Annotated in this window: 20 protein-coding genes; 11 read left to right on the forward strand and 9 right to left on the reverse strand. The window is 52.3% G+C overall.

The genetic code is table 11. The annotated features are described in order from the left end of the window. Positions 1–92 precede the first annotated feature (92 nt). The gene (locus PPL9_RS09165; protein WP_057462415.1) at positions 93–1,289 is read right to left on the reverse strand and encodes a benzoate/H(+) symporter BenE family transporter; all 1,197 of its coding nucleotides are present in this window, start codon (positions 1,287–1,289) and stop codon (positions 93–95) included. A gap of 290 nt (positions 1,290–1,579) precedes the next feature. On the opposite strand from PPL9_RS09165, the gene PPL9_RS09170 reads away from it, so the two are divergent. Beyond that, positions 1,580–2,575: a UDP-glucuronic acid decarboxylase family protein gene (locus tag PPL9_RS09170; RefSeq protein WP_057462416.1), complete on the forward strand. Its 996-nt coding sequence runs from the start codon at positions 1,580–1,582 to the stop codon at positions 2,573–2,575. A gap of 127 nt (positions 2,576–2,702) precedes the next feature. Here PPL9_RS09170 and PPL9_RS09175 read toward each other — a convergent pair whose 3' ends face one another. The 3 genes from PPL9_RS09175 to PPL9_RS09185 all read right to left on the reverse strand — a co-directional run bounded on the left by PPL9_RS09175 (position 2,703) and on the right by PPL9_RS09185 (position 5,297). Further along, positions 2,703–3,362: an SDR family NAD(P)-dependent oxidoreductase gene (locus tag PPL9_RS09175; protein ID WP_057462417.1), complete on the reverse strand. Its 660-nt coding sequence runs from the start codon at positions 3,360–3,362 to the stop codon at positions 2,703–2,705. Between the two features lie 69 nt (positions 3,363–3,431). After that, positions 3,432–4,361, reverse strand: a complete 930-nt coding sequence (locus PPL9_RS09180; protein WP_057462418.1) for a nuclear transport factor 2 family protein — start codon at positions 4,359–4,361, stop codon at positions 3,432–3,434. A 12-nt stretch (positions 4,362–4,373) separates the two neighbouring features. Further along, positions 4,374–5,297, reverse strand: a complete 924-nt coding sequence (locus PPL9_RS09185) for an alpha/beta hydrolase (protein WP_082596689.1) — start codon at positions 5,295–5,297, stop codon at positions 4,374–4,376. Between the two features lie 269 nt (positions 5,298–5,566). On the opposite strand from PPL9_RS09185, the gene PPL9_RS09190 reads away from it, so the two are divergent. From PPL9_RS09190 to PPL9_RS09215, 6 genes are all read left to right on the forward strand, one after another. Beyond that, positions 5,567–6,193, forward strand: a complete 627-nt coding sequence (locus PPL9_RS09190) for a class I SAM-dependent methyltransferase (RefSeq protein ID WP_057462419.1) — start codon at positions 5,567–5,569, stop codon at positions 6,191–6,193. Between the two features lie 197 nt (positions 6,194–6,390). Further along, positions 6,391–6,999: a TetR/AcrR family transcriptional regulator gene (locus PPL9_RS09195; protein ID WP_057462420.1), complete on the forward strand. Its 609-nt coding sequence runs from the start codon at positions 6,391–6,393 to the stop codon at positions 6,997–6,999. Positions 7,000–7,147: 148 nt separating this feature from the next. Next, entirely contained in the window at positions 7,148–7,741 is a 594-nt protein-coding gene (locus PPL9_RS09200; RefSeq protein WP_057462421.1) for a TetR/AcrR family transcriptional regulator, read from the forward strand. Between the two features lie 61 nt (positions 7,742–7,802). Then, positions 7,803–8,216, forward strand: coding sequence for an Ohr family peroxiredoxin (locus PPL9_RS09205; protein ID WP_082596691.1), 414 nt, complete (start codon positions 7,803–7,805; stop codon positions 8,214–8,216). A gap of 47 nt (positions 8,217–8,263) precedes the next feature. Further along, positions 8,264–9,295: an NADP-dependent oxidoreductase gene (locus tag PPL9_RS09210; protein ID WP_057462422.1), complete on the forward strand. Its 1,032-nt coding sequence runs from the start codon at positions 8,264–8,266 to the stop codon at positions 9,293–9,295. 90 nt (positions 9,296–9,385) lie between these two features. Beyond that, entirely contained in the window at positions 9,386–10,063 is a 678-nt protein-coding gene (locus tag PPL9_RS09215) for a type 1 glutamine amidotransferase domain-containing protein (protein WP_057462423.1), read from the forward strand. A 169-nt stretch (positions 10,064–10,232) separates the two neighbouring features. On the opposite strand, the gene PPL9_RS09220 is transcribed toward PPL9_RS09215, so the two are convergent. Further along, complete coding sequence (locus PPL9_RS09220; RefSeq protein ID WP_208989267.1) at positions 10,233–10,781, reverse strand: TetR/AcrR family transcriptional regulator; 549 nt, start codon at positions 10,779–10,781, stop codon at positions 10,233–10,235. A gap of 94 nt (positions 10,782–10,875) precedes the next feature. On the opposite strand from PPL9_RS09220, the gene PPL9_RS09225 reads away from it, so the two are divergent. Then, the gene (locus PPL9_RS09225; RefSeq protein ID WP_057462424.1) at positions 10,876–12,195 is read left to right on the forward strand and encodes a DJ-1/PfpI family protein; all 1,320 of its coding nucleotides are present in this window, start codon (positions 10,876–10,878) and stop codon (positions 12,193–12,195) included. Between the two features lie 140 nt (positions 12,196–12,335). Here the strand turns inward: PPL9_RS09225 and PPL9_RS09230 are convergent, their stop codons facing one another. Further along, positions 12,336–16,196, reverse strand: a complete 3,861-nt coding sequence (locus PPL9_RS09230) for an autotransporter outer membrane beta-barrel domain-containing protein (protein ID WP_208989268.1) — start codon at positions 16,194–16,196, stop codon at positions 12,336–12,338. Positions 16,197–16,533: 337 nt separating this feature from the next. Here PPL9_RS09230 and PPL9_RS09235 point away from each other — a divergent pair, with 337 nt between their 5' ends. From PPL9_RS09235 to PPL9_RS09245, 3 genes are all read left to right on the forward strand, one after another. Further along, the gene (locus tag PPL9_RS09235; RefSeq protein WP_082596696.1) at positions 16,534–16,872 is read left to right on the forward strand and encodes an MbcA/ParS/Xre antitoxin family protein; all 339 of its coding nucleotides are present in this window, start codon (positions 16,534–16,536) and stop codon (positions 16,870–16,872) included. Beyond that, entirely contained in the window at positions 16,869–17,597 is a 729-nt protein-coding gene (locus tag PPL9_RS09240; RefSeq protein WP_082596693.1) for an RES family NAD+ phosphorylase, read from the forward strand. Before PPL9_RS09235 ends, PPL9_RS09240 begins: the two co-directional genes overlap by 4 nt. Positions 17,598–17,748: 151 nt before the next feature. Next, positions 17,749–18,504 (forward strand): hypothetical protein, encoded by a 756-nt coding sequence (locus tag PPL9_RS09245; protein WP_208989269.1) that lies wholly within the window; start codon positions 17,749–17,751, stop codon positions 18,502–18,504. 63 nt (positions 18,505–18,567) lie between these two features. Here the strand turns inward: PPL9_RS09245 and PPL9_RS09250 are convergent, their stop codons facing one another. The 3 genes from PPL9_RS09250 to PPL9_RS09260 form a co-directional block, all read right to left on the reverse strand. Further along, on the reverse strand, positions 18,568–19,206 hold the full coding sequence (locus PPL9_RS09250) for a 3'-5' exonuclease (RefSeq protein WP_057462427.1): 639 nt from the start codon (positions 19,204–19,206) through the stop codon (positions 18,568–18,570). Between the two features lie 217 nt (positions 19,207–19,423). Further along, positions 19,424–20,797 carry a sodium:alanine symporter family protein gene (locus PPL9_RS09255; RefSeq protein WP_057462428.1) on the reverse strand — a complete coding sequence of 458 codons (1,374 nt, stop codon included), beginning with the start codon at positions 20,795–20,797 and terminating at the stop codon, positions 19,424–19,426. A gap of 313 nt (positions 20,798–21,110) precedes the next feature. Continuing rightward, positions 21,111–21,960, reverse strand: an 850-nt coding sequence (locus tag PPL9_RS09260) for a LysR family transcriptional regulator (protein ID WP_057462429.1), incomplete at its 5' end; no start/stop codon positions are given.

The following is a 21,960-nucleotide window of genomic DNA, read 5'->3' on the forward strand; positions in this document are numbered from 1 at the left end:
CCATCGGGGAAATCTGCGACCTCTACAATCCGACAGAATGCTGGAACTACTTCAAAGCCGCAGGATGCATCTCAAATTAATCTCGAAACGCTTTAGGCCTTTTCTGTGGCCTGTTCACTCTGCAGGCCCTTCTGCTTCCAGTCCATCCAGAACTTCAGCCCCATACCGACCAGAAGCCCCCAGAATGCTGCCCCAATGCCAAAGAAAGACAGGCCAGACGCAGTGATCAGGAAGGTCAGAATGGCGGGCTCACGACTTGGCGCGTCTTTCAGCATGCCCTGAACCGAGACGGTGAGCGTTCCAATCAACGCCAGTCCGGCAACTCCGCCAATCAAAATGCGCGGTGCCAGTTCAACCACACCGACAAACCCGGCAGAAAAGATGCCGAAGATGATATAGACAACACCGGCAATCACTGCAGCCCAATACCGCTTTGCAGGGTCTTTGTGAGCATCCTCATTGGCACATATGGCAGCTGTAATGGCAGCAAGGCTGATCCCGTGCCCACCAAATGGCGCGCTGAGGACGGACCCAACGCCTGTCCAGCTGAAAAGCGGCCCGGGAACGGGCTGATACCCAAAGGAACGCAGGATCGAGACACCCGGAATATTCTGGGACGCCATTGTGACGATGTAAATCGGTATACCAATCCCAATCAATGCAGAGAGTGAAAACTCCGGCATGACGAACACGGGAGCTTGCACCAGTTTCAGCGAGCTGAGGCTTGAGGTATCTGCATGGAAATAAAGCACGACAAGAAAGGCCAACAAGGCAGCTGGAACGGCCAGTAACTTGTTGATCTGTCCCGCAACAAACCATGCCAGCACAACAGGCAAAGCGAGGGCAGGGATCTCGGCCACCGCTTCAAAGGGTACAAGACACAGCGGCAGGATGACGCCTGCCAGCATAGCCTGGGCCAGAGTAACCGGGATCAGGCCAACAATGCGGCCCAGGGGCTTCCAAAGCCCTGTAATGACCACAAGCACCCCAGCAAACACGAAGGCACCGACAGCGGCTGCAAATCCGCCCTCTGGAAGACCGGAGGTCGCCAACAACGCGGCACTGGGAGTGGACCAGGCGACGGAAATGGGAACACGCTTCCACAAGCTGAAGCCGATACCGCAAATCCCCATGGCGATGGCAAGTGCCATAAGGCCAGAGGTTGCTTGTTCTGCACTTGCACCAACCCCGCTCAATCCATGCAAAACGATGGCAAATGAACTGGCGAACCCAACAAAAGCAGAAAGAATACCAGCGCTGGTCGCACTAGCTGAAAGGGAGGAAGACATTAGGGCCCTGCAACAAGCTGTTGGCGTGAACCTCTCAAATTTGGGGAACAGAGAAGTCGCGCGAGGCGTGAGGAGATCTACTGGTAATGCTAACAGCCATGGTGCTGTGAGCAAGCCTTCAACCAGTACATTTATTTGAATTTTGCTCAACAAACACGTGTAGGGCTTCATCTCATCGAAAACACTATAATTTATCAGGACCCAATTATCGGGAGAGGTTTTTCAATATTTACGTTCGAAGGCAGCCTGATAGGCTTTTCCAATCTTTGGCGGTATTGCGGATTGGCCTCATGTTCTCACTTGATGATCGGCGCAGAATTCTTGTGACAGGAGGTTCAGGCTTTCTGGGCTCCTATCTCAGTGAGACCCTTCTGGAGGCAGGGCATGAAGTGCTGTGCCTCGATAACTTCTTCACTGGCACCCGCATGAATGTGGAACATTTGCTGGATCACAAACGGTTTGAGCTGTTGCGGCACGATGTGTGTCAGCCGCTGTTTGTTGAGGTGGATGAAATCTACAATCTCGCCTGTCCGGCTTCTCCCGTTCACTATCAGTTTGACCCTGTGCAGACCACCAAGACCAGCGTGCTTGGTGCCATCAATATGCTGGGGCTGGCAAAGCGGGTTAAGGCGAAGATCCTGCAGGCCTCCACCTCTGAGATCTACGGTGATCCGAAGGTTCACCCGCAGCCGGAAGAGTATTGGGGCAACGTCAACCCTATTGGCGTACGCTCTTGTTATGATGAGGGAAAACGCTGCGCAGAGACACTGTTTTACGACTACTACCGCCAGAACAACATCAACATCAGAGTCATGCGGATTTTCAACACCTATGGCCCGCGCATGCACCCCAATGATGGGCGTGTAGTTTCCAACTTCATCATGCAAGCACTGACGAACAAGCCGATCACTCTGTATGGCGATGGCATGCAAACGCGGTCTTTCTGTTACCGGGATGATTTGGTTGACGGGATGATCAAACTGATGAATGCACCGGATCACATTTCCATGCCGGTCAACATCGGCAATCCCAAGGAATTCACCATCAAGCAACTCGCAGAGCTTGTGCTGGAGCTAACCGGGTCCAAGTCCCGGATCATCAGGGAGCCTCTACCTCAGGATGATCCGCTCCAGCGCAAACCTGACATCACCCGCGCCCGGGATTATCTGGGCTGGCGCCCAACCACAGAGTTGCGCGAGGGTCTGGTCAAAACAATTCAATACTTTGAACAACTTATGTCCAAGCAAGGAGAGACAGAGGCAAAGAAACTTATGCCTGCGGAGTAGGGTGGCTCTTTAAAGCAGTTCGCATTTAAGTTGAAACACCTGAACTGCTTTAGTCTTTGTTTTTGCGTATCTTTATCCGAAAACCGGTTTCCACTTTTCGGAGATACGCTGTAGCAAATGCAGTTTTCTACCACCCCATCGGGTGATGGTCGCTGAAGAAACCGCCGTTTGGCCCGGCTTCTGGCAGTGTGGCGAGCCATATTCCGGTTTCGGCACCTTGCTCTGGTGTTCGTGGCGCAGTTTCACCGCCCATTCGGGTTGCGACCCATCCAGGGCACATGGAGTTGATCTTCACGCAAGACGGCAGTTCGCGGGAAAGCGCAAGGGTTAGGGCATTGAGCGCTGCTTTCGCCACGCCATAAGCGCCGGGGCCAGCCAACCCTTCAGTGAAAGACCCCCAGTTGGAGCTCATGTTCACAATGCGCCCGTATTGCCTGTCAATCATAGCAGGAGCCGCACGTCGGATCAGATGATACGGACCATGCACCATCACTTGCATGCTTTGTTCAAACTGTGCAGGGTTTTCCAGCATCGGTTCTTCATAGAGAACACCTGCGTTGTTCACCAAAACATCAATAATCCCAATGTCATCAAAGGCCTGTTCGATGGAGCGCAAGTCCGCAACATCCAGATGCACATGCCCGCAGTCAAGCTGCTTGGCAGCTTCCGCGCCTGCTTCCGCATTGCGCGAGCCTATAATGACGTCAAGGCCTTCTTTTTTCAGTCCTTTTGCGATGGCATACCCAATGCCCCTGTTACCACCGGTAATCAACGCACGTCTGGCCATCTGGCACCTCTGATCAGTTCACACCAACATTCACTGCAATTAAATAAGTAATTCATTTTCATATTATCATCAAGGCTCGCCAATGAGAAAGTGATCCGGGTCTTTTCCCTCATCCAAGTCGTAGGCAAAGCGGAAGGGTTCTGGGTTAAAGTACTCGCGATAATACTGAATTTTACCATGAGGCACGTGGAACAAGCCGCCATAAATCTGGTTGTATTCCCGTCCTGTGGTCAGTATCTCGACCTCCCCCGTAAACTCCGCAAAGACCCATTCAGGCGATATCATCGGGTAGAATTTCAGGTTGGAGGTGAAATCCGCTTCTCCGGCATTTTCCGGCCATGCGCTGTAGTGCTTGATCAGGTTGGCCTTGCCTTCCACCACATCCGGAAAGCCATCAGGCGAGTAGGGCATATCTTGCACGGCCTTTTCCGACCAGACATCAGCAAGAGCATCCATGTCCTTATTTTCCAAGGCCTTGAGGAACTTAACGACAGCAGCTTGCGCCTTGCGTCGTTTCAGGAAAGCAGGTGGATGGGCCTTGGCTCTGTTCTTGGCTGTCTCCAGTATATCACCATTGCCATTCTCACTCTTCAGCACAAAACTATGCTTGAAGATACGCCAGTGATTGCTGCGCTTATGCAGGCGGAACTGATAGAGGCCCTCGACCTCCCAAACCTTGTCACCAACATACAGCTGCCCCGCAACCGAGCACGAGGCGTTGGCAATGCCTTCCTCAATGCGGATATTGAAATCATTGAGAGAATGGCGCATCAGATCGAACCCCGGCAGCAGCTCTGCCCAGTCCATCAACTGCTGTTCCCGTGTCTTCTTATGCGCTGTGCCACCAAGCAGCGAGCTGTAATCCATCTCCACGTGGTCGCTATAAAGCAGGCCAAGGCTTTCATAATCCCCCCGATCAAAACAGTTTACAACGCCTTCCAGCACCGTGGTTATGGCGGCGGTGTCTTTTGCTGTTTCAAGGTCGGACGGGTCGTTCATCAAAGATCCTGCTTATAGCGTAGAAAGGAAGTGCTCAGCGACAGCTTCCAAAGCCCGGTCAATGGGTTGGGTCTTGTCATAAAAGTCAAACTGGCTGACATCCTCAAACCACAACGTGGTCGCCCGGTCCCCCATACGCCGCGCAAACTCCTTGGCACCTTTCGGGATCGCGGCAGCCTCACTGTGCACAATCAGGGTTGGTTGATTTTGCTTCTCTGCTGTGTGCACACCATCAAACGTCAGCCACGCTTCCCACGAGGCCAGATTGAACTTGTTGTCAAACTCCGGGATCAGACCGCGGTCTTCCTCGGTGTAATACTCCACGTCGAACATCAGTGCAGTGTCATCGACTTTACTCGCGGCCACGATATACCGCGGCTCTTCATGGGTCAGCGCATCGCGGCCCACCTTCATCAAGTTGCTGACGCCTTCCACACCGCCGTAAACCTCTGAGATAATTTCCGAATTATGAAGCCATGGAGCGACAAGTGCCAGTGAGTGGACGTGCCGGTTTCCACCTGTTGCAGCGCTCATGTACCCTGCTGAAGCGCAAATTCCCAATCCGCAGATCCTGTCCGGATTCACATCCGGGCATCGTCCCATGAAATCAATAGCCGCGCGGATATCATCCGTCTTGCGGGCAGGGTCTTCCAGATACTTGGTTTTGCCATCATGTGCAGAAAGACCCCAACCACGAAAATCGAAAGCCAGCGCTACAAAGCCACGCATGGCAAGCTCAGAGGCGTAAAGACCTGCCATCTGCTCTTTCACTGAAGTCCAAGCTCCGGTGACCACAACCCCGGGAAGCTTGCCATTGGGCGGTCTTTTTTTCGGGAGGTAGAGATCTCCGTGCAAGACTTCACCGTGACACTCAAATTCCACGGGCCGTACTTCAACCTTGTCCAAATTATTACCGAGCTTCTTCCTCTCAGGCATTGGCTGATCCTTGGTTCTTTGCGCAATTGTTAAAGACTAGGATCAACCAAAGACCAGAACAGGCCTTTAACAGGCAACATGGGCTTGTCCGCATCGTAAAAACGTAACTGCACGAACACTGCAAAATCGCTTAAACTCCTAGCAGACCAGAACCGGACGCAGGGTCATTCGCACAATCCATTGAATGTAGTTTAGAATTAGCTAAATTATATATTGCTTTCTTAGCCGGCTACTCCCATATAAGCCGTGTTGCAGAAACGAGGCCTGAGATGAACGAGAAAGTCGCGCACTGGAATGCGGTTTATGATGCTCGCGAAGAAGAGTATCTGACCTGGTATGAGACCCAGCCAACACTGTCTTATCAGCTCGTCACCCAGCATCTCAAACTTGGCGAAACCTTCATTGATGTGGGTGGTGGCGCCTCTAAACTGATAAGCATACTGCACGCTGCAGGTTATGGACCGCTTGCCGTTCTCGATATCTCATCTGTCGTGCTGGAAGCTGGCAAAGAGCGTCTTGGCGGCGTTGCGGATGATGTAGAGTGGATCAACGCAGACATCACCAACTGGACACCAGAGAAGACCTATCAGGTGTGGCATGATCGGGCTGTCTTCCATTTCCTCACGGAGATTGAAGACCAAAAAGCCTATATAAACGCGCTGGTTAAGGCTGTTCCCGTTGGTGGCACTGCAATCATCTCCAGCTTTTCTGAGGATGGTCCTGAGAAATGTTCCGGTCTTCCTGTGCAGCGGTACTCTTCGCGCACACTTGCCGCGAAACTTCAGGCGCTTGCGCCGGGCGTCTTTGCGCTGACAGGCGCACAAACACATACTCACATTACGCCAAAGAAAAACCAGCAGAATTTCCAGTCAAGCGTGTTCGAGCGCGTTGCGTAATATGTAAAAGACCGACTTGAGAACCCTGTAAGCCCCTATTAGAACGGCGGAATTCAGCAAGCGATCTATATTTATCAGAAATCATAGATGGCGATTTACCATCATCTTGGCAAAATGTTGTCCCATCATGTGTTTCTAATCAGACTGCTTGCAGAGTTGAGTATGTAGCAGGCGACGATTTGGGAAAGAGGCGAATTATGAGTGATACGAACAGGTCCCACTCCGAGTATTCAGAGGACTTCCTTGTACCTGCTTCCAAATCTTCCATTCTCGAAGCCGCTATAACTTGCTTTGAGAAGTTCGGTTACTTTGAGACCACTTACGCTGATATCGCCGCAAACGCTGGCCTGAAGGTGAAGGATGTAACGCAGGTCTTTCCCACGAAAGATCAGGTACTTGCTGAATACATCACCACCTATGAAGATGCCCTGCGCATTCAGCTGGATGACCATGACAAGGACGAGGAAACGCAGCTGCAGCAGATTTACTTCATCTGCAAAACAGCGCTGATTTTCCTGCGCACTCACAGGGTGATCACCGCGATCTGGTTTGAATTCTATCGCCACAACGTGGCCAAGGTGGTTCTGCGCCGCTTCTTCGGGCAGATCAAAGCCCGGCTTTCCGATCTGGTTAAGGAAGGCATAGAGCAGGGTAACATCAAAGAGAAAGACGAGCACGACGTGGTGGAAGCTATAATCGCTCTCGTCGAAGGGACTTTGATCATTTCCCGTCTTGAAGAGTCGACAGACTTCGAACAGCGCTTCGACAATTCATGGTCGATCATGGAAGAGGGGCTGCGGGCATAACCCAGCCCCGGCCTTCACCCTAATCATAAACAATCCCCGCTGGTCCACTCAGGGAATTACCCGCATTGAAGTCCTTGTGAATAGACGTCATAAGGGATATTCCGAAGCGGGCTAGACGACCGGTCTATTTTTAATTAAAACACACCATATGAAGATGAAGAAAAGCGAAGCCACAAGACTACACATCTTGGAAACCGGACGTAAGTTGATAGCAGAGCAGGGTTTTTCCAGCATGGGCCTGAGCGTACTGTTAAAAACCGCCGGCGTTCCTAAAGGCTCATTCTATCATTACTTCGAGTCCAAAGAGCACTTTGGTTGCGTACTCGTCCAACAATACCTTGATGAATATATGAGAAGCTTGGATGCCCTGCTTGCGACAGAGGCTCTAAGCATGCGTGAAAAGCTGTTCCAGTACTGGCACCTTTGGGAGAACTATCAGCACTCCGAGGATGCATCGAAGCACTGTCTGATCGTAAAGCTAAGCGCGGAAATAGCAGACATTTCTGAAGATATGAGAGAGCTGTTGGCCCAGATGACCACCAGAGTAGAGAAACGTTTAGGCGACATCATAGAAGCCGGCATCAAAGACGGTTCTATGGCACCCAAGTTAGAAGCCAGAATGGCCGCTCAGGTGCTCTACCAGATGTGGCTCGGCGCCAGCCTCATCGGAAAAGTTACACGAGATAAGAAACCACTCCAGAAAGCACTGGAGGTCACAGAAATAATGCTACCTGCTGCATAACGCCATCAACCCGTATGAACCCTAGTCCATCAGACGCCAGTCCAAAATCTAAGGTGAAGATATGAAAGTCTTCTATGACACTGACACTACAGCAGAAAACGGACGCTCCGCCAAACCGACGTTGAGCGACGAAGCTGCTAAAATTCGAGTGACCCCTCCAGGAGTTGAAGGCCCTGGCATTACACCGGAAGAACTCTTCGCAGTGGGTTATGCCTCTTGCTTTGAGCATTCGCTAAAAATGGTTTCCGGACACAAGGAATACCCGTTGAACTCCATTGAAGTGCGCGCCGAAGGCAACGTTATCGAAAAAGCAGAGGGTGGATATGTGCTGGACATTGACCTGCACTTGGAATTCTCTGGTTTGACCCGTGAGCAAGCCGATGACGTGATCCAGACAGCACACACGCTTTGCCCGTACTCCAACGCGATTTGTGGCAATGTTGACCTGCGCGTTTACACCAAGCTGAATTCATAAAATCTAATAATAACAAAGCATTACTGACATTAATTGAGGAACCTGAAATGCCGCAGAATACCGAAGTGAACCGCCAGATTGTGCTGGCGGAACGCCCTGTCGGGGCTCCAACATCCAAAAACTTCCGTCTTGAAGAAGCCGTTATCCCAGCACCGGGTGAAGGCGAGATGCTGCTGCGTACGGTTTATCTGTCTCTGGACCCGTATATGCGCGGTCGTATGAGCGATGCCAAATCCTATGCAGACCCGGTTGAAATTGGCGATGCTATGGTCGGCGGAACTGTTTCTGTCGTGGTGAAATCCAACCTGAAGAACTTCAGCGAAGGCGACTGGGTGGTGAGCCTGGGTGGTTGGCAAGACTACTCAATTTCCAACGGTGAGATGGTTTTCAACCTTGGCAAAGAGCCAGCAATGCCATCCTGGGCACTGGGTATTATGGGCATGCCGGGCTTCACCGCCTACGCTGGTCTTTTGGAAATTGGCGAGCCGAAACCGGGTGAAACCATTGCTGTTGCAGCAGCTTCCGGCCCAGTTGGCGCAACAGTTGGCCAGATCGGCAAGATCAAAGGCTGCCGCGTTGTTGGCATCGCAGGCGGTGCGGAAAAGTGCAAGCACGCCGTTGATAACCTTGGTTTTGACGTCTGTCTTGACCGCAACTCCCCAACCTTCGCGCAGGATCTGAAAGCCGCTTGTCCGGACGGAATTGACGTTTATTTTGAGAACGTTGGCGGTGCTGTGTTTGATGCGGTTTTGCCGCTTCTCAACGCAAATGCCCGTATTCCGCTGTGTGGATTGATCTCTCAATACAACGCAACAAGCCTGCCGGATGGTCCGGATCGTATGGGCCTGTTGATGGGCACTTTGCTGGTGAAGAAGATCCGCATGCAGGGCTTCATCATCTTTGACAGTTTCCCAAATCTTTACCCTAAATTCGCAGCGGATATGCAGCAGTGGATTGCAGAGGGTAAAGTGAAGTACCGCGAGCAAATGGTAGACGGTTTGGAAAATGCGCCGGAAGCTTTCATGGGCCTCCTGGAAGGTAAGAACTTCGGCAAACTCGTCGTAAAAATCGGCGACTGATCTCAAAACGAGAAGAACAAAAACAACACGAACACCAGTGCCACGGCACTGGTGGCTACTCCCCCTATGCCTGCTGAAAGGTAGATCACAATGAACGTGCTTATGGTCCTCACATCCCACGACAAGCTGGGCAACACGGGCGAAAAGACCGGCTTCTGGCTGGAAGAGTTCGCGGCCCCTTACTACGTCTTCAAAGACGCTGGCGCGACAATCACTCTGGCCTCTCCTGCTGGCGGACAGCCTCCGCTGGACCCGAAAAGCAACCTGCCGGATTTCCAGACTGCCGCAACTGACCGCTTCAAGGCAGATGCAGCTGCAAATGATGCTTTGGCCAACACCGTAAAGCTGGACAGCGTTTCTGCTGATGCATTTGACGCTGTGTTTTACCCGGGTGGCCATGGTCCGCTGTGGGATCTGGTCGATAACACAGCCTCTATCTCTCTGATCGAGCAGCTGTATTCCGCTGGCAAACCAGTCGGTGTTGTCTGTCATGCCTCTGCCGCACTGGTCAACGCCAAGGCTGCAGATGGCTCTGCGTTGGTTAACGGCAAGAAGGTCACTGGCTTCTCCAACACAGAAGAAGACGCTGTGCAGCTGACCGATGTTGTGCCGTTGCTGGTGGAAGATGCCTTGCAGGAAAAAGGCGCTATCTACGAGAAGGGCGCCGACTGGGGCTCTTTCATTCTGGAAGATGGCAACCTGATTTCCGGTCAGAACCCGGCTTCCTCTGAAGCAGCAGCAAGAGCAATTCTGGCACGCTTGAGCTAACCCTCTAGCATCCCCATTATGAGAACCGGTGCGGAGTTATGCTCTGTGCCGGTTTTTTATTGTCCGCTCCATGACGGGCATAAGTCCCGCCAGTTCAGTTTGGGTTCCTTTGTGCGTTCGTTTACGTTCTTTACGTTTTGCGTGCGTTGCAAAGTAAAATAAGCCGCTCTTACGCAGCCTGCCTTGCACCCAGCAGAGCTTTGACCACCGCCTCCATCTTTTCCGAGTAGTCCTTCGCATCTGAAGAGGTAACAAAGACCCCTTTGGCAGCCAGCACGAGGACCATGGTCGTCTCTGCGGGAGAAGGCGAGAGCTGTCTGTCTTCGATGAATTTTTCTAAGCAGTTCTCAAAACGGTCGATGGGTGTTTCTGCTCTGGATGCGACCAACTGTAACCCGCCCTCCAATATGTCCGCCCCATGAGGCGACTGGCAGACCATCGATACATGATCCCCGCCCCACCGCTCGAACGCCTCCAGAATAGCATCCAGCGCAGCATCGGGAGGTGCGTTGTCCAACACAGCGATGGCCGTGTCATTCACCTCGGACATAAACTCCAAGAGTGCCCAGTCACGCACATGATCTTTCGTCTTGAAGCGATTGTACAGCGTCTGCCGTGTGACCCCGACAGCCTCTGCCAGATCACTCATGGTTGTCTTTTGAAGGCCGTAGTGGCTGAGCAGCTCGACCACGGGCTTGTAGTTGATCATCGATGCCATTTGACTCTTTTTACATTTTTTATATAACTTGTCAAAATTGAATAACGAGAATCTTTGGTTGGGCTCGCCCCACTGAAGGGAATGGAGTGTCCCCATGAAACGCTATCGTATCGGTTATGTTGCTTTGCCCGGGTTCAATGAATCCGAGCTTGGTGAAATGCAGGCCGTTCTGGGTATCAATCCACTCAACCGCCCCAGTATTATTGGCGCGACCACAAAACCAGTAACTGGTCAGCATGGTCTGACCCTTGTCCCGGATCGTGTCTTTCAAGACCGCACACCACTCGATGTGCTGGTCATTCCAGACATTCCGACAGCGGCACAGGATGATCCCGCCTTCCATGCATTTCTGACTGATCAGTGCTCACGGGTTGCCTATGTGGTCGCCTCAAGCGGCGGTGTTCTTGCGCTTGCCAAGGCCGATGTGTTGGAAGGCAAAACTGCAACCGCAGATGATCAGGGAACAAAATTACTGGCAGACTACGGCGTCAAACCAGTGTTTGAACGCAAGGCAGTGGTGGATGGCAAATTTTACACCGCAGGTCATTCCACAGGCATGATTGAAGCTGCCTTCATGGTGCTGGAAAAGCTACGCGGCACCAGCTTTGCCAAGTTTGCAGAGCTGACACTGGAATATGACCCGCACCCTCAGTTCACCACTCACACTCCAAAAAAGCCAGTGGATCTGACAGCTGGCGATGCCCCAACCATCGCTATAGCACTGCCCTCAGGATGCTATTTGCCAGATTTCATGGGAGCAGTTGAAGTTTTGAGTGCGTTCCCCAACTCTAAGCTTCATGTGGTCTCTCACGACAAAACTCCAGTGCAATGCTTGCTTGGCTCCAAGGTCGTGCCAACAACCACCTTTGCCACATGCCCGCAGGTTGACTTCGTCATTATGGGCGCAACACAACCAATGCTGCTGAAAGACAAGGAACTGCTGGATTTCATCCGGCGACAGGAACCTGCTGCAAAAGGCATGATTTCCGTCTGTGCAGGAACATTGGTGTATGCAGCAGCTGGTATTCTGGATGGCAAAACAGCCACCTCCAACTTCCATCACACCCCGCTGCTGGACAAACTCGGCGCAAAATCCAGCGGAACAGAGGTGGCGATTGATGGCAAGTTTTACAGCGCGGGCCCTGCCATCGGCTCCTATGAAGTCGCGCTGAAAGCAGTCCGTGACATGTATGGAATAGATGCCGCGCACCACATAGAGCAAAACGTGCTGGAATACGCACCCAAGCCAGTCTTTGGCGTTGGCTCGCCGGAAAAGGCAGGTAAGTGGCTAGCCCGTATCAGCAAATACCTCATCGCAGCAAGCTTACCCTTTTACCTGAGCGCAGGCCGCAAAGGCGCCAGATATGTCAAATCTCAGGCATCAACGCGGCTTTTGAAACCAACAAGCACTTGATCGGCCTTTGACCCTATCGCTTTTCAAAGACAACGGAACACTGAGTGAGTTGGCCGAGTGTACACTCCACACCCTACGCTTCCCTTGGCCAGCAAGCATACTGGAGCACTCAAGCCGCTCCAGTATGCACTCCCGTTTAATCAGAATTTATAGGATACGCGCCCGAAGAAGGCTGTATTTCGGGTGTTTTCGCCGTACTCCCCCAGCACACCAACAGAAGCCCCAAAGTTGCCTTTGGAGTATTCCAGTGAGGCAGAGGCACGCGCCAGTGTCTGGTCAATATCGCTGGTCACAGACGCCTTACCGTTTGCACCTGAACGCAATACATCCCTAAGTCCGCCATCACCCAAAATCTGACGCAGGCCAGCCCGCAGATTGGCTTTCAGCTCACCCTCCTGCACCTGATATGTGCCTGCCCAACCGAGGGAGGCATCAACTGAGAACTGGTGATTGTTGATAGCATCATAGCTCACATCCGGCACGCCCTGATTGTCGACGCCGAATGCGCCGCGAGAGTGCCAAAGATGGCTCAGTCCAACTTCCGGCGTGAAGGTGTTGTTGCCATACTCCCAGATGTACTTGGCCGCGACACGGGTCAACAGGCTCTGGCTGTCATAGGTTTCACTCGCCTGTGCTGAACCATCCTTATAGGTGTTCCTGGTGTGATAGAACGTGCTTTGCCCGGTAAGCAGCACCGCATCTTTGCGATATGCGCCCTGTACACCAAAGCCATAGGTATCGACCGTTTCTTTGGCCTGATCATAGATACCGTTGAAATCAAGCGCACTGTGACCGTAAAAGACGTTCGCCCCAACAATCAGATCCGGCGAAACGACACGGTTGTAACCAGTCACCACACCTGTGGTGCTGGCAGAGTAGCCCAGATCACCATCCAGATTTTGCTGATAAAGATGAAGAGGGGCTGCATAAAACACACCATACTGCTCAGCAAGGTGTGGCTGGCTTACCATATCAGCGACAGCTTTTTCTGCATCCGATGCTGGCTTACCGTCATAAGCCAGCAGCAAACCTTCTCCGCTGGCGCTGTCTCCCTTTAACATCAGGTCGGTCAACAACCCTTCACCAATACGCTGCGTGGCATCAATCACCCCACGCTGCTGCTGCGCGACCAGCTGGGGACTGGAGACTTCCGGCGCATATCTGAAGATCACCTCTTGATTGGTGGTACCCCAACTGCTTTCAACAGCCTCAGCACTCCAGCCATGGCCAACAACACCGCTTGCATCTAGTTGAGTAAACTGCTGAACATCCTGACCAGCAACGAGATCCGGGATCTCATAGGCAACATCTATCTTCGTCGAGTTGGAAAAGTGCACATGCAGCGTGGCATTGTTGAACGTCACATTGTTGGGATCATCCGCCTGAATGGTCCCACTGAAGTTCTCATCCAAATCATCCCGGAAGAGGATGCCATAGGAGTTTACGGTCAACGCATTTGATCCGGCATGCACCTGATAGGCCTCTGACCCCGCTCCGCCAGTTGCGGTTGCTACAATCAAACCGCTGTTGTTGAGGGTCGTTGCACCGTTGAGCACAACACCATAGGCGAGGGCTTTATCCTGCGTTCCGTTGGCCGTACCAGCCGTGGCAGAAACTTCAATCAGGTTTGTATTGGTGAACTCACCTTTAACACCGGAGAGCGTTGTGCCTTCTATATATCCGATACCAAAGGCACGCGCCGCGCCGTTGGCTTTCGCCGCATTCAGGCTTTCTGCTTTTCCCCCAAAGGCCCGTACGAAAATCGTCCCACTGTTGGCTTTCGCATCCCCTTTGATCCCGATCGCGAGACCTTCGGCATTTGCGATTTTGTCGCCTCCCGTGGTGGCAGTTTTGCCTTCGGCTCGTGCTTCGATCCAGCCTTTGTTCTCACCGCCAAGTGAGCCATCAAGAGCTGACACGTCAGCATAGCCATAAGCGTTACCACCCACTGAACTTGCAGTTCCGCCGGTTGCCCTCGCAACCACGACACCCAAATTATCGGTGGTCACATTCGGGTCGGTATTACGAATGCCGTTGTAGACACCAATCGCTTCAGCAGACGCACTCGCATTTCCGCTGCCCGTAGCTGTCGCAGTGCCGCCATCAGTCAACGCAAAGATGCGACCTTTGTTGGTCCCACCAAGTGCACCAAAAATCCCCATAACGCGGGTCGTTGCTGAAGCATGGCTGTTTCCCTCAGCTTCAGCCGTCCCACCAATGCCTACAGCTCGAATCAAACCAGAGTTATCTTTAGTCAGCCCATTGTTGTTGCCATAAACATTTGCACCCGCTTCGGCGGAAGTAGCGCCATTGGCTGTCGCTGTCCCGCCCTGACCAAATGCAATAACATCGCCGCTGTTGCTGCCGTTTATGTAATCATTGACACCAACAGCAATGGCAATTGCATCTGCACCATTCCCCGTGGTCCCATCGCTAATCGCGGTTCCGGCAAAGGCTTCGACGCGAATTACACCAGAGTTGTCGCCTTCGAGCCTGTTTTCGACACCAAAAGCAAACGCATTGGCGTTGGCTATGAGGCCAGAAGCGGTTCCGGCACGAGCACGAATATCAATCTCGCCCGAATTATCGTCATTCAGGTTGAATTTCGTACCAGAGGCTTGAGCAGACGCATCCGCATTTCCGTTTCCAGAGGTCGCCTTAGCATCCCCCCCGGCAGCATTCACGAGAATGAGACCGCTGTTCGCTTCGATACTACCATTCACACCCACTGCCTGTGTTTTGGAGTTCGCAGCAGCACTGCCGGTCGTCTCTGACTGACCAGCACTCGAAATCACGCTTATCCGGCCCGTGTTACCAACCTGAAGATCTCCCTGGATGCCATAGGCATCAGCAGCGGCTTTGGCTTCGCCATCCGCTGCGGTCGCTTTGGTGTATCTGTTATCAGCATCGACAAGAATGAAGCCACTGTTGCCTTCAACATGACCCTTCACGCCAACCGCAAGTGATTGGGAATTTGAAGCAGCACTACCGGTCGTCTCTGACCGACCAGCACGTGAGGTCACGTCAATCTGACCCGTGTTACTCCCTCGAAGATCTCCATGGATGCCATAGGCGTCAGCAGCGGCTTTGGCTGTTCCACCTGCTGAGATCGCTGTGGCATTTCTGTTATCAGCATCAACAAGGATAGTCCCGCTATTCGCTTCCGCATCCCCTTTTACGCCGATAGCAAGAGCATATGCATCAACATCTCCTGCACCTTCAGAGGTAGCCTGACCTCCTTTAGCGAGAATGCTGATCAGACCTTTGTTGCCCCCTTCAAGATCGTTGTCGATGCCAGTGATATCAGCATCAGCAGCCGCGGCTCCTGAGGCGGATACAGCTATTCCAGCATAACCCTCAACCTTGATGGTGCCGATGTTGTCTCCCTCAACATCCAGATACGTGCCAAAGCCCTCAACGCTCGCATCTGCCTTGCCGCTTCCGTTGGCTGTGGCCGAACCTGCCTGCGCATAACTGGAAAGCGTTCCCAGGTTGTCGCCCATCAAACGGCCATCAATGGCCTTCACATTCACTTTTACACTGGCTTTGCCAGTGCCCGATGTGGTTGCACTTTGACTGGTGCCTTTGACCGAGATTGTCCCGATATTGTCTATTTCCAGCGTACCTTCAACACCATCAATGGTGATCGCTGCATTCGCACCGCTGTTCGGGTTTGCACTGCTATCTGCAAGACCACCGCTGACTTCAACAGCAATCTCACCAGAATTGTTCTGGGTAATATCGCCTTTAATGCCACGGATGGTTATTTCTGCACTCGCATCATTCCCGATAGCCTCGCCGCCGGTCACACTCACCTGCAATTGCCCGGAGTATTCTGCGATTGGGCCAGTGATCACTTGCGTGTCCAGCGCAGCATCGTTGGGCGTGGTCTGAGGTACAGTAATATGAACCGTCTGCGCCATAAGCGGTGCCGCGATTACAATGTTTGAAACAAGCGCAAATATGGAAACACTGCTCAAACTGCGAGATTTATAAGTCACCGCCCCACCCCAACTATTTTATATTCGTATTTTTATCGATAATTATAGATACCCCTCTCACACATCAAGGCGGACGCTTGGTCATCCACGCCTATATTAGTTGTTGCGTATTTTAGGATGTACTCCATTAAACTGCTACTTTAGGTTTTTCATATTTCTGACTTCGCGTATGCTTGGGTTCAAATTCTTGACATTTGACATCAAAATCATAATATAGTGCCATATGTCGCTGCGCTATTCAGCTGGTTTGATGAGAGGGAAGATGCCTAGCCTTCGTAAGATTGAACAACCTCTGGCACCCGGTGGGCCGAAGTTTACCGAGGAAGAAGTGCATGCCATGCAGCGGGCGGTGATCAACTTGTTTGAGCGTTGGCAGCTGACGGATGAGCAGGCCACTTTGCTGCTGGGAGACATTGCCAAGCGCACCTATCAACGCTGGAAGACCAGACACTATGGCCGTGTCAGCGTGGACCTTGCGGCGCGCCTGTCCAATCTGCTTGGCATTCACAAGGCACTTCGCCTGCTGTTTAGTGATACCAACCGCGGGTATGGCTGGGTGAAACGCGCTAATACAGACTTCGGCGGCAGATCTGCCCTTGAAATTATGATGGGCGGGCAACTCACGGACTTAATGCGCGTGCGCAGATATCTTGATGCGCAGCGAGGCAACTGGTGACTACATTAACTTTGGTGGAGACGGACCTGAAAGCTCCTGTAACACATGTCAACTGGCCCAAGTATTATCGGTTGGTCAACTCGGCCTACCCACCCATAGATTTGTTTGAAGACATTGCCGATCCCGCAGATTGGGAATTGCTGGCCGCTGCAGAGAGCCGCACCAATCCGCGCCTTGCAGAAACCATCGGCAATCTGGATCTTGTACCCGTTGAGCGACGGGTCAATGGAACGGGCTCTTCCTATCTGATGGCGCCTTTCACCCATGCCTCTCCTGACCGGACTGGCCGTTTCCATGATGGGTACTTCGGCGCTTTTTATGCCGCCAAATCTTTTGAAACCGCGCTGTTCGAGACTGTGCACCACACCGGGAATTTCTATGCCGCCACGCAAGAGGCACCCGGCTGGATTGCGCAGATGCGCGAGTTGATCGGCAGTGTTGAGGCTAAACTTGCTGACGTAACTGATCCCCGTTTTGACGTTCTGCTCCACCCCGATGATTACAGCGCCTCTCAGGTTTTCGCGCGCAAGCTGCTGGAAGAGGGCGGCGATGGCATTCTCTACCCAAGTGTGCGGGACGAGAGCGGGTTGTGTATTGCTGCGTTTTATCCCGACGTAGTGGAAGCTCCACTTCAGGCCCGGCATTTCAGCTATCACTGGAGCGGTGAGGCGATTGATATGATCAAGGACCTGAACTCAGGCGAAGTCTTCGAGATCGCTGATTAACCGCCAATACCTTATAAAACAGAGTAAAATTTCCACAAAGATTCCGCAACGTCAGAAACTGCGGTTTTGCGCCTTTCATTTCTGAAAAGGGCAGCGCCACGCAGGTTTCGCGCACTAGCATCGCACTATTGATTTTATAAGGACAATAATTGTGAGCTTTTTCAGCAGTAGCGGCGGAACCTACAGCTTCTCCAACTACAGCGTTGCAAAGTATATAGGCAATGGGTCATCGTCGATCAGCACACGAACCAATCAGAGCGTTTTGTCGTTGGATGATGAGTCGAAAGACAAGACAAAGACGCCTGACTTAAAGCCGACCTCGGATACTGCCGTTGATGCGCGTGCCAAGCTGACCGATCTTTATGGCGACCTTGATACAACCTCCAGCAAGTACAAGGATGACATCGAAGCGTTTCGTAAAGACATCTTTGATGATCTGGAGTTTGACCGCGAAACCCTTCACCTGATCGCCAGCAATGAAAACGGCTATTTCTCTGATGAAGAGATAGAGGCCGCAAAGCAAGTGATGCAAGAGCAGCTTGACGAGATCCTGAAGAAAGACGCTCCCGAGGCTGGACCGACTGCCGACAATTATCTGTCTCTTTTGAAGTATCTGGAGGAAGAAACCTCCGCAGAAGAGCAAAAGTCCTTCGAGTGGGCAGAAAGCAAAGCCAGCGCTCAGGCAGCTTATAAACGACTATCAGGCGGTAAGGAGAGTGACCTCTTTTCCGATGATCCGGTCGTCAACTTGCTCACCAAAGCCCATGAAGACCTGTTCGACGCGCAGAAAACCAATCCTGACGCAAAACTGGAATCCATGTCCGCTTACGATTCCGCTCAGTACCAGTGGGAACGGAACAACAACAGCTACGACGCTTACACCTCACCGGATGCCTGGTGGAAGTAATATCGCAATAGACCATATGATCCCTGCCGCAAACAGTGGCAGGGATCTCAGCCTTCATATCACCTAGGCCAAGCCTTCCAGTTCAACACCACCACGCTCGAACTCAACCTGCGAAAGCCGCCCATTTCTTAGAAGATGCTGAATGACGTAGGCGACTGAGAGAGCATCGTCCAAGGCATCATGCCCTCGTAAAGGGGGATGTTCCAGCTCGAAGTAACCAGCCAGATCATTACTGCGCGTCCGCTTGATATCGTCGTAGGGCATTCCTGCTGCGAGCATCAGTTTGCAGGCGTTGTCGAACTGATGCGCGGGAATGGATGGCTGGATGCCAGCAACATAACAACTGATCGCCATCATATTCAGCTCGTCTTTGCCCCAGGACCAAAGCGTGGCGCCATCGGCAAATGCATGCAGCTGATCGTTGCCCTCCTGCAATGAGACGCCTTCACTATCAATCGTCTCTTGCGTGATACCCGTGAGTTTACTGAAGAACGGATCAAGTTTGTACCTGTCGCCATAGCGATCGACTGGATTGATATGGACCCTAAACGTTTCGACGAACTCAAAGCTGCCATCGAGCGATAATTTCACGGCTCCAATCTGCGCGATGACCGGGTCGGGATCAAACGGGGCACACCAGAACCTGCGTTGAGCCCCTTCGGATGTCAGGAACTCACAGTCAAAGACCACTGCTGTTTTCATGAATGCCCCCACTACATTAATTCTGTGGCTTAGCCGCTACGTAATCAAAGCTGTTTCCGATCCTATTGGCATTCCGAAATCACCACAACAGAAACTCTCATAAAATGCGGAGAGCAGACCTGTCTCGCTGCGGATTACTTAACAGCACAACCATCAGCACATACAAAAATGGCCCGGTGATGAAACCGGGCCATTCTTTTGAAAACTGTATTTTCTCTTATTCAGCCGGGGCTTTTTCCACGCTCTCAGACTCATCATCTTCGGAGAAGAACTCCTTGGTGAGCTTGAAGACAATCGGGCTGAGAAGTGCCAGCGCGATCAGGTTTGGAATAGCCATCATCGCATTCAGCGTATCAGCCAGCAGCCAGATGAAGCTCAGCTCCGCAGTTGCGCCGAAGTAGATCGCAACCACCCAGAGGATGCGGTATGGCTTGAGCGCACGAGGCCCAAAGAAGAAGCCAACGCATTTCTCGCCGTAAAAGCTCCACCCCAAAATGGTGGTGAATGCAAACACTGAGAGCGAGATCGCAATCAGGTAGCCACCAACACCTGGCAGAGATGTTTCAAATGCCAGAGAGGTGAGCGCTGCACCGGAGGAGCCAGAGGTCCACACACCGGATGCCACAATCGCAAGACCAGTGATGGTACAAACGATGATGGTGTCGATGAACGTGCCAAGCATTGCGATCAGACCCTGATTAACAGGGCTCTTGGTTTCAGCAACCGCGTGAGCGATTGGCGCAGAACCCAGACCAGCTTCGTTGGAGAAGACGCCACGGGCAACACCAAAGCGGATCGCAGCCCAAACAGCAGCACCAGCAAAGCCACCTTCAGCAGCAGTGGAGGTGAATGCCTGAGCAAACACTGTCTGCACAGCAGCACCGATGGAATCGATGTTGATGATCAGAACAACAAGGCCAGCTGCAATGTACGCAATAGCCATGAACGGAACCAGTTTGCCGGCAACGTTACCAATGCGCGTTACTCCTCCCAGAATAACAGCAGCTGTGAGTGCCATCAGGACAACAGCCGTTGCTTGTGCCGGAATGCTGAAGTTCTCATTCAGAACGTTCGCAACACTGTTGGCTTGCACACCGTTACCAATGCCGAACGCAGCAACAGCGCCGAATGCAGCAAAGGTTGGAGCAAGCCAGTACCACTTACGGCCAAGACCGTTTTTGATGTAGTACATCGGGCCACCAACAAAGTTGCCAGCGTTGTCACGCTCACGATATTTCACCGCGAGGACAGCTTCGGCATACTTGGTTGCCATGCCCACAAGAGCAGTCATCCACATCCAGAAGAGAGCGCCAGGTCCCCCCAGGAACACAGCCGTCGCAACGCCTGCAATGTTACCTGTTCCGATTGTAGCTGAAAGAGAAGTCATCAACGCATTGAAGGGGCTGATTTCACCACCACCTTCGCCTTGGCGACCTTTCCAGAGCAGGCTAAAGCCCGTGCCCAACTTAAAGATGGGCATTAGTTTGAGTCCGATCTGGAGAAAAAGTCCTACCCCGAGAATGGCTATAAGCATCACAGGGCCCCAAACGATAGAATTGATTTCGCCTAGGATATTCGTCATTGTTTCCATGGTTAGCCTCCCACCATGATTTTTATTATGATTTAGTTTACATCCTCGGCATGCATAGGGAATACATCTACAATAGACCTATTTCAAACTTTTCTATTGTTTTTCAATTAGTTAATTTGAAAATACGTAGTTTACCTACGGTCATCACGAAAAATTTTGGTGAAAATTTCGCGTCTGACGGGCGTAAATTATCGTTTTCAACCGACCGCCCGGTACAGTTTTGGAAAATCCATCCCCGGATTCGTAACTTATGAGCACATTCTGATTAACCAAGATAAGAGAGTTGCGGGACTGCCCCAAGGGCAGGAGAAAATTACTCCTCCCGATAGATTTCCTGCTCGGTAAATTCCCAAATTCTCGTCACTGCGCTGTTGCTGGGTGTTGTTGGCAGGCGGGTCAGGAACAGGCTACGCGGGGCAGGGGGATCAAGCGGCAAAACTTTCACACCATCCAGATCCTCAGGCAGTGCCAGTTCCGCAATAATCGAGCAAGCAAGACCGGATCGTACCACTGCCAGAATGGATGTGATCTGCTGAATGGAGTGATCCACGCGTGGGTCTGTATCTGACCGGCCAAACCACTTCCGCACCAACGGCTCACTGCCTCCCTTTGTCATAATGAAGGGCTGCCGCTGAAAAGCCTCGACATTCATGTGCTGCGGCAAGTTCATATCATCTGCAGTGATCGCAACAAGACGGTCACAGGCGATGGGCAGACTGTCGAACTCCTCATCTCCATCCAGTCCCGTGACTACGGCCACATCCACCTCACCGCGTCGCAAAGCTGCGATGATTTCCTGATCCTGCGCCTCGCGCAGCTCCAGCGCGATACCGGGGTAGTGGCGTGAGAAGCGCTTCATGACATGAGGCAGGAGCCGTGTGGAGGCGGAAGGGCCTGAAGACCCGATGCGCACGCGCCCGCCTTTGTTCTGGCGCAGATCGTTGATGCTGGCCAGTGTGTTCTCTTCCGCCGCCTGCACGCTCAGGGCATATTGCGCGATCAGCTTGCCCTCATCCGTCAGCTGTACTGGTTGAGAACCACGACGGAGCACCTTTACGCTAAGGCGCTTTTCGAGCTCTGCAATAGACTGGCTGACGGCAGACTGGCTCACCCCCAATTGATGCGCTGTTTTGGTGACGGAGCCAACCGCCTGCAACAAAGGC

The sequence above is a fragment of the Pseudovibrio sp. POLY-S9 genome (assembly GCF_001431305.1).
Taxonomy (GTDB): domain Bacteria; phylum Pseudomonadota; class Alphaproteobacteria; order Rhizobiales; family Stappiaceae; genus Pseudovibrio.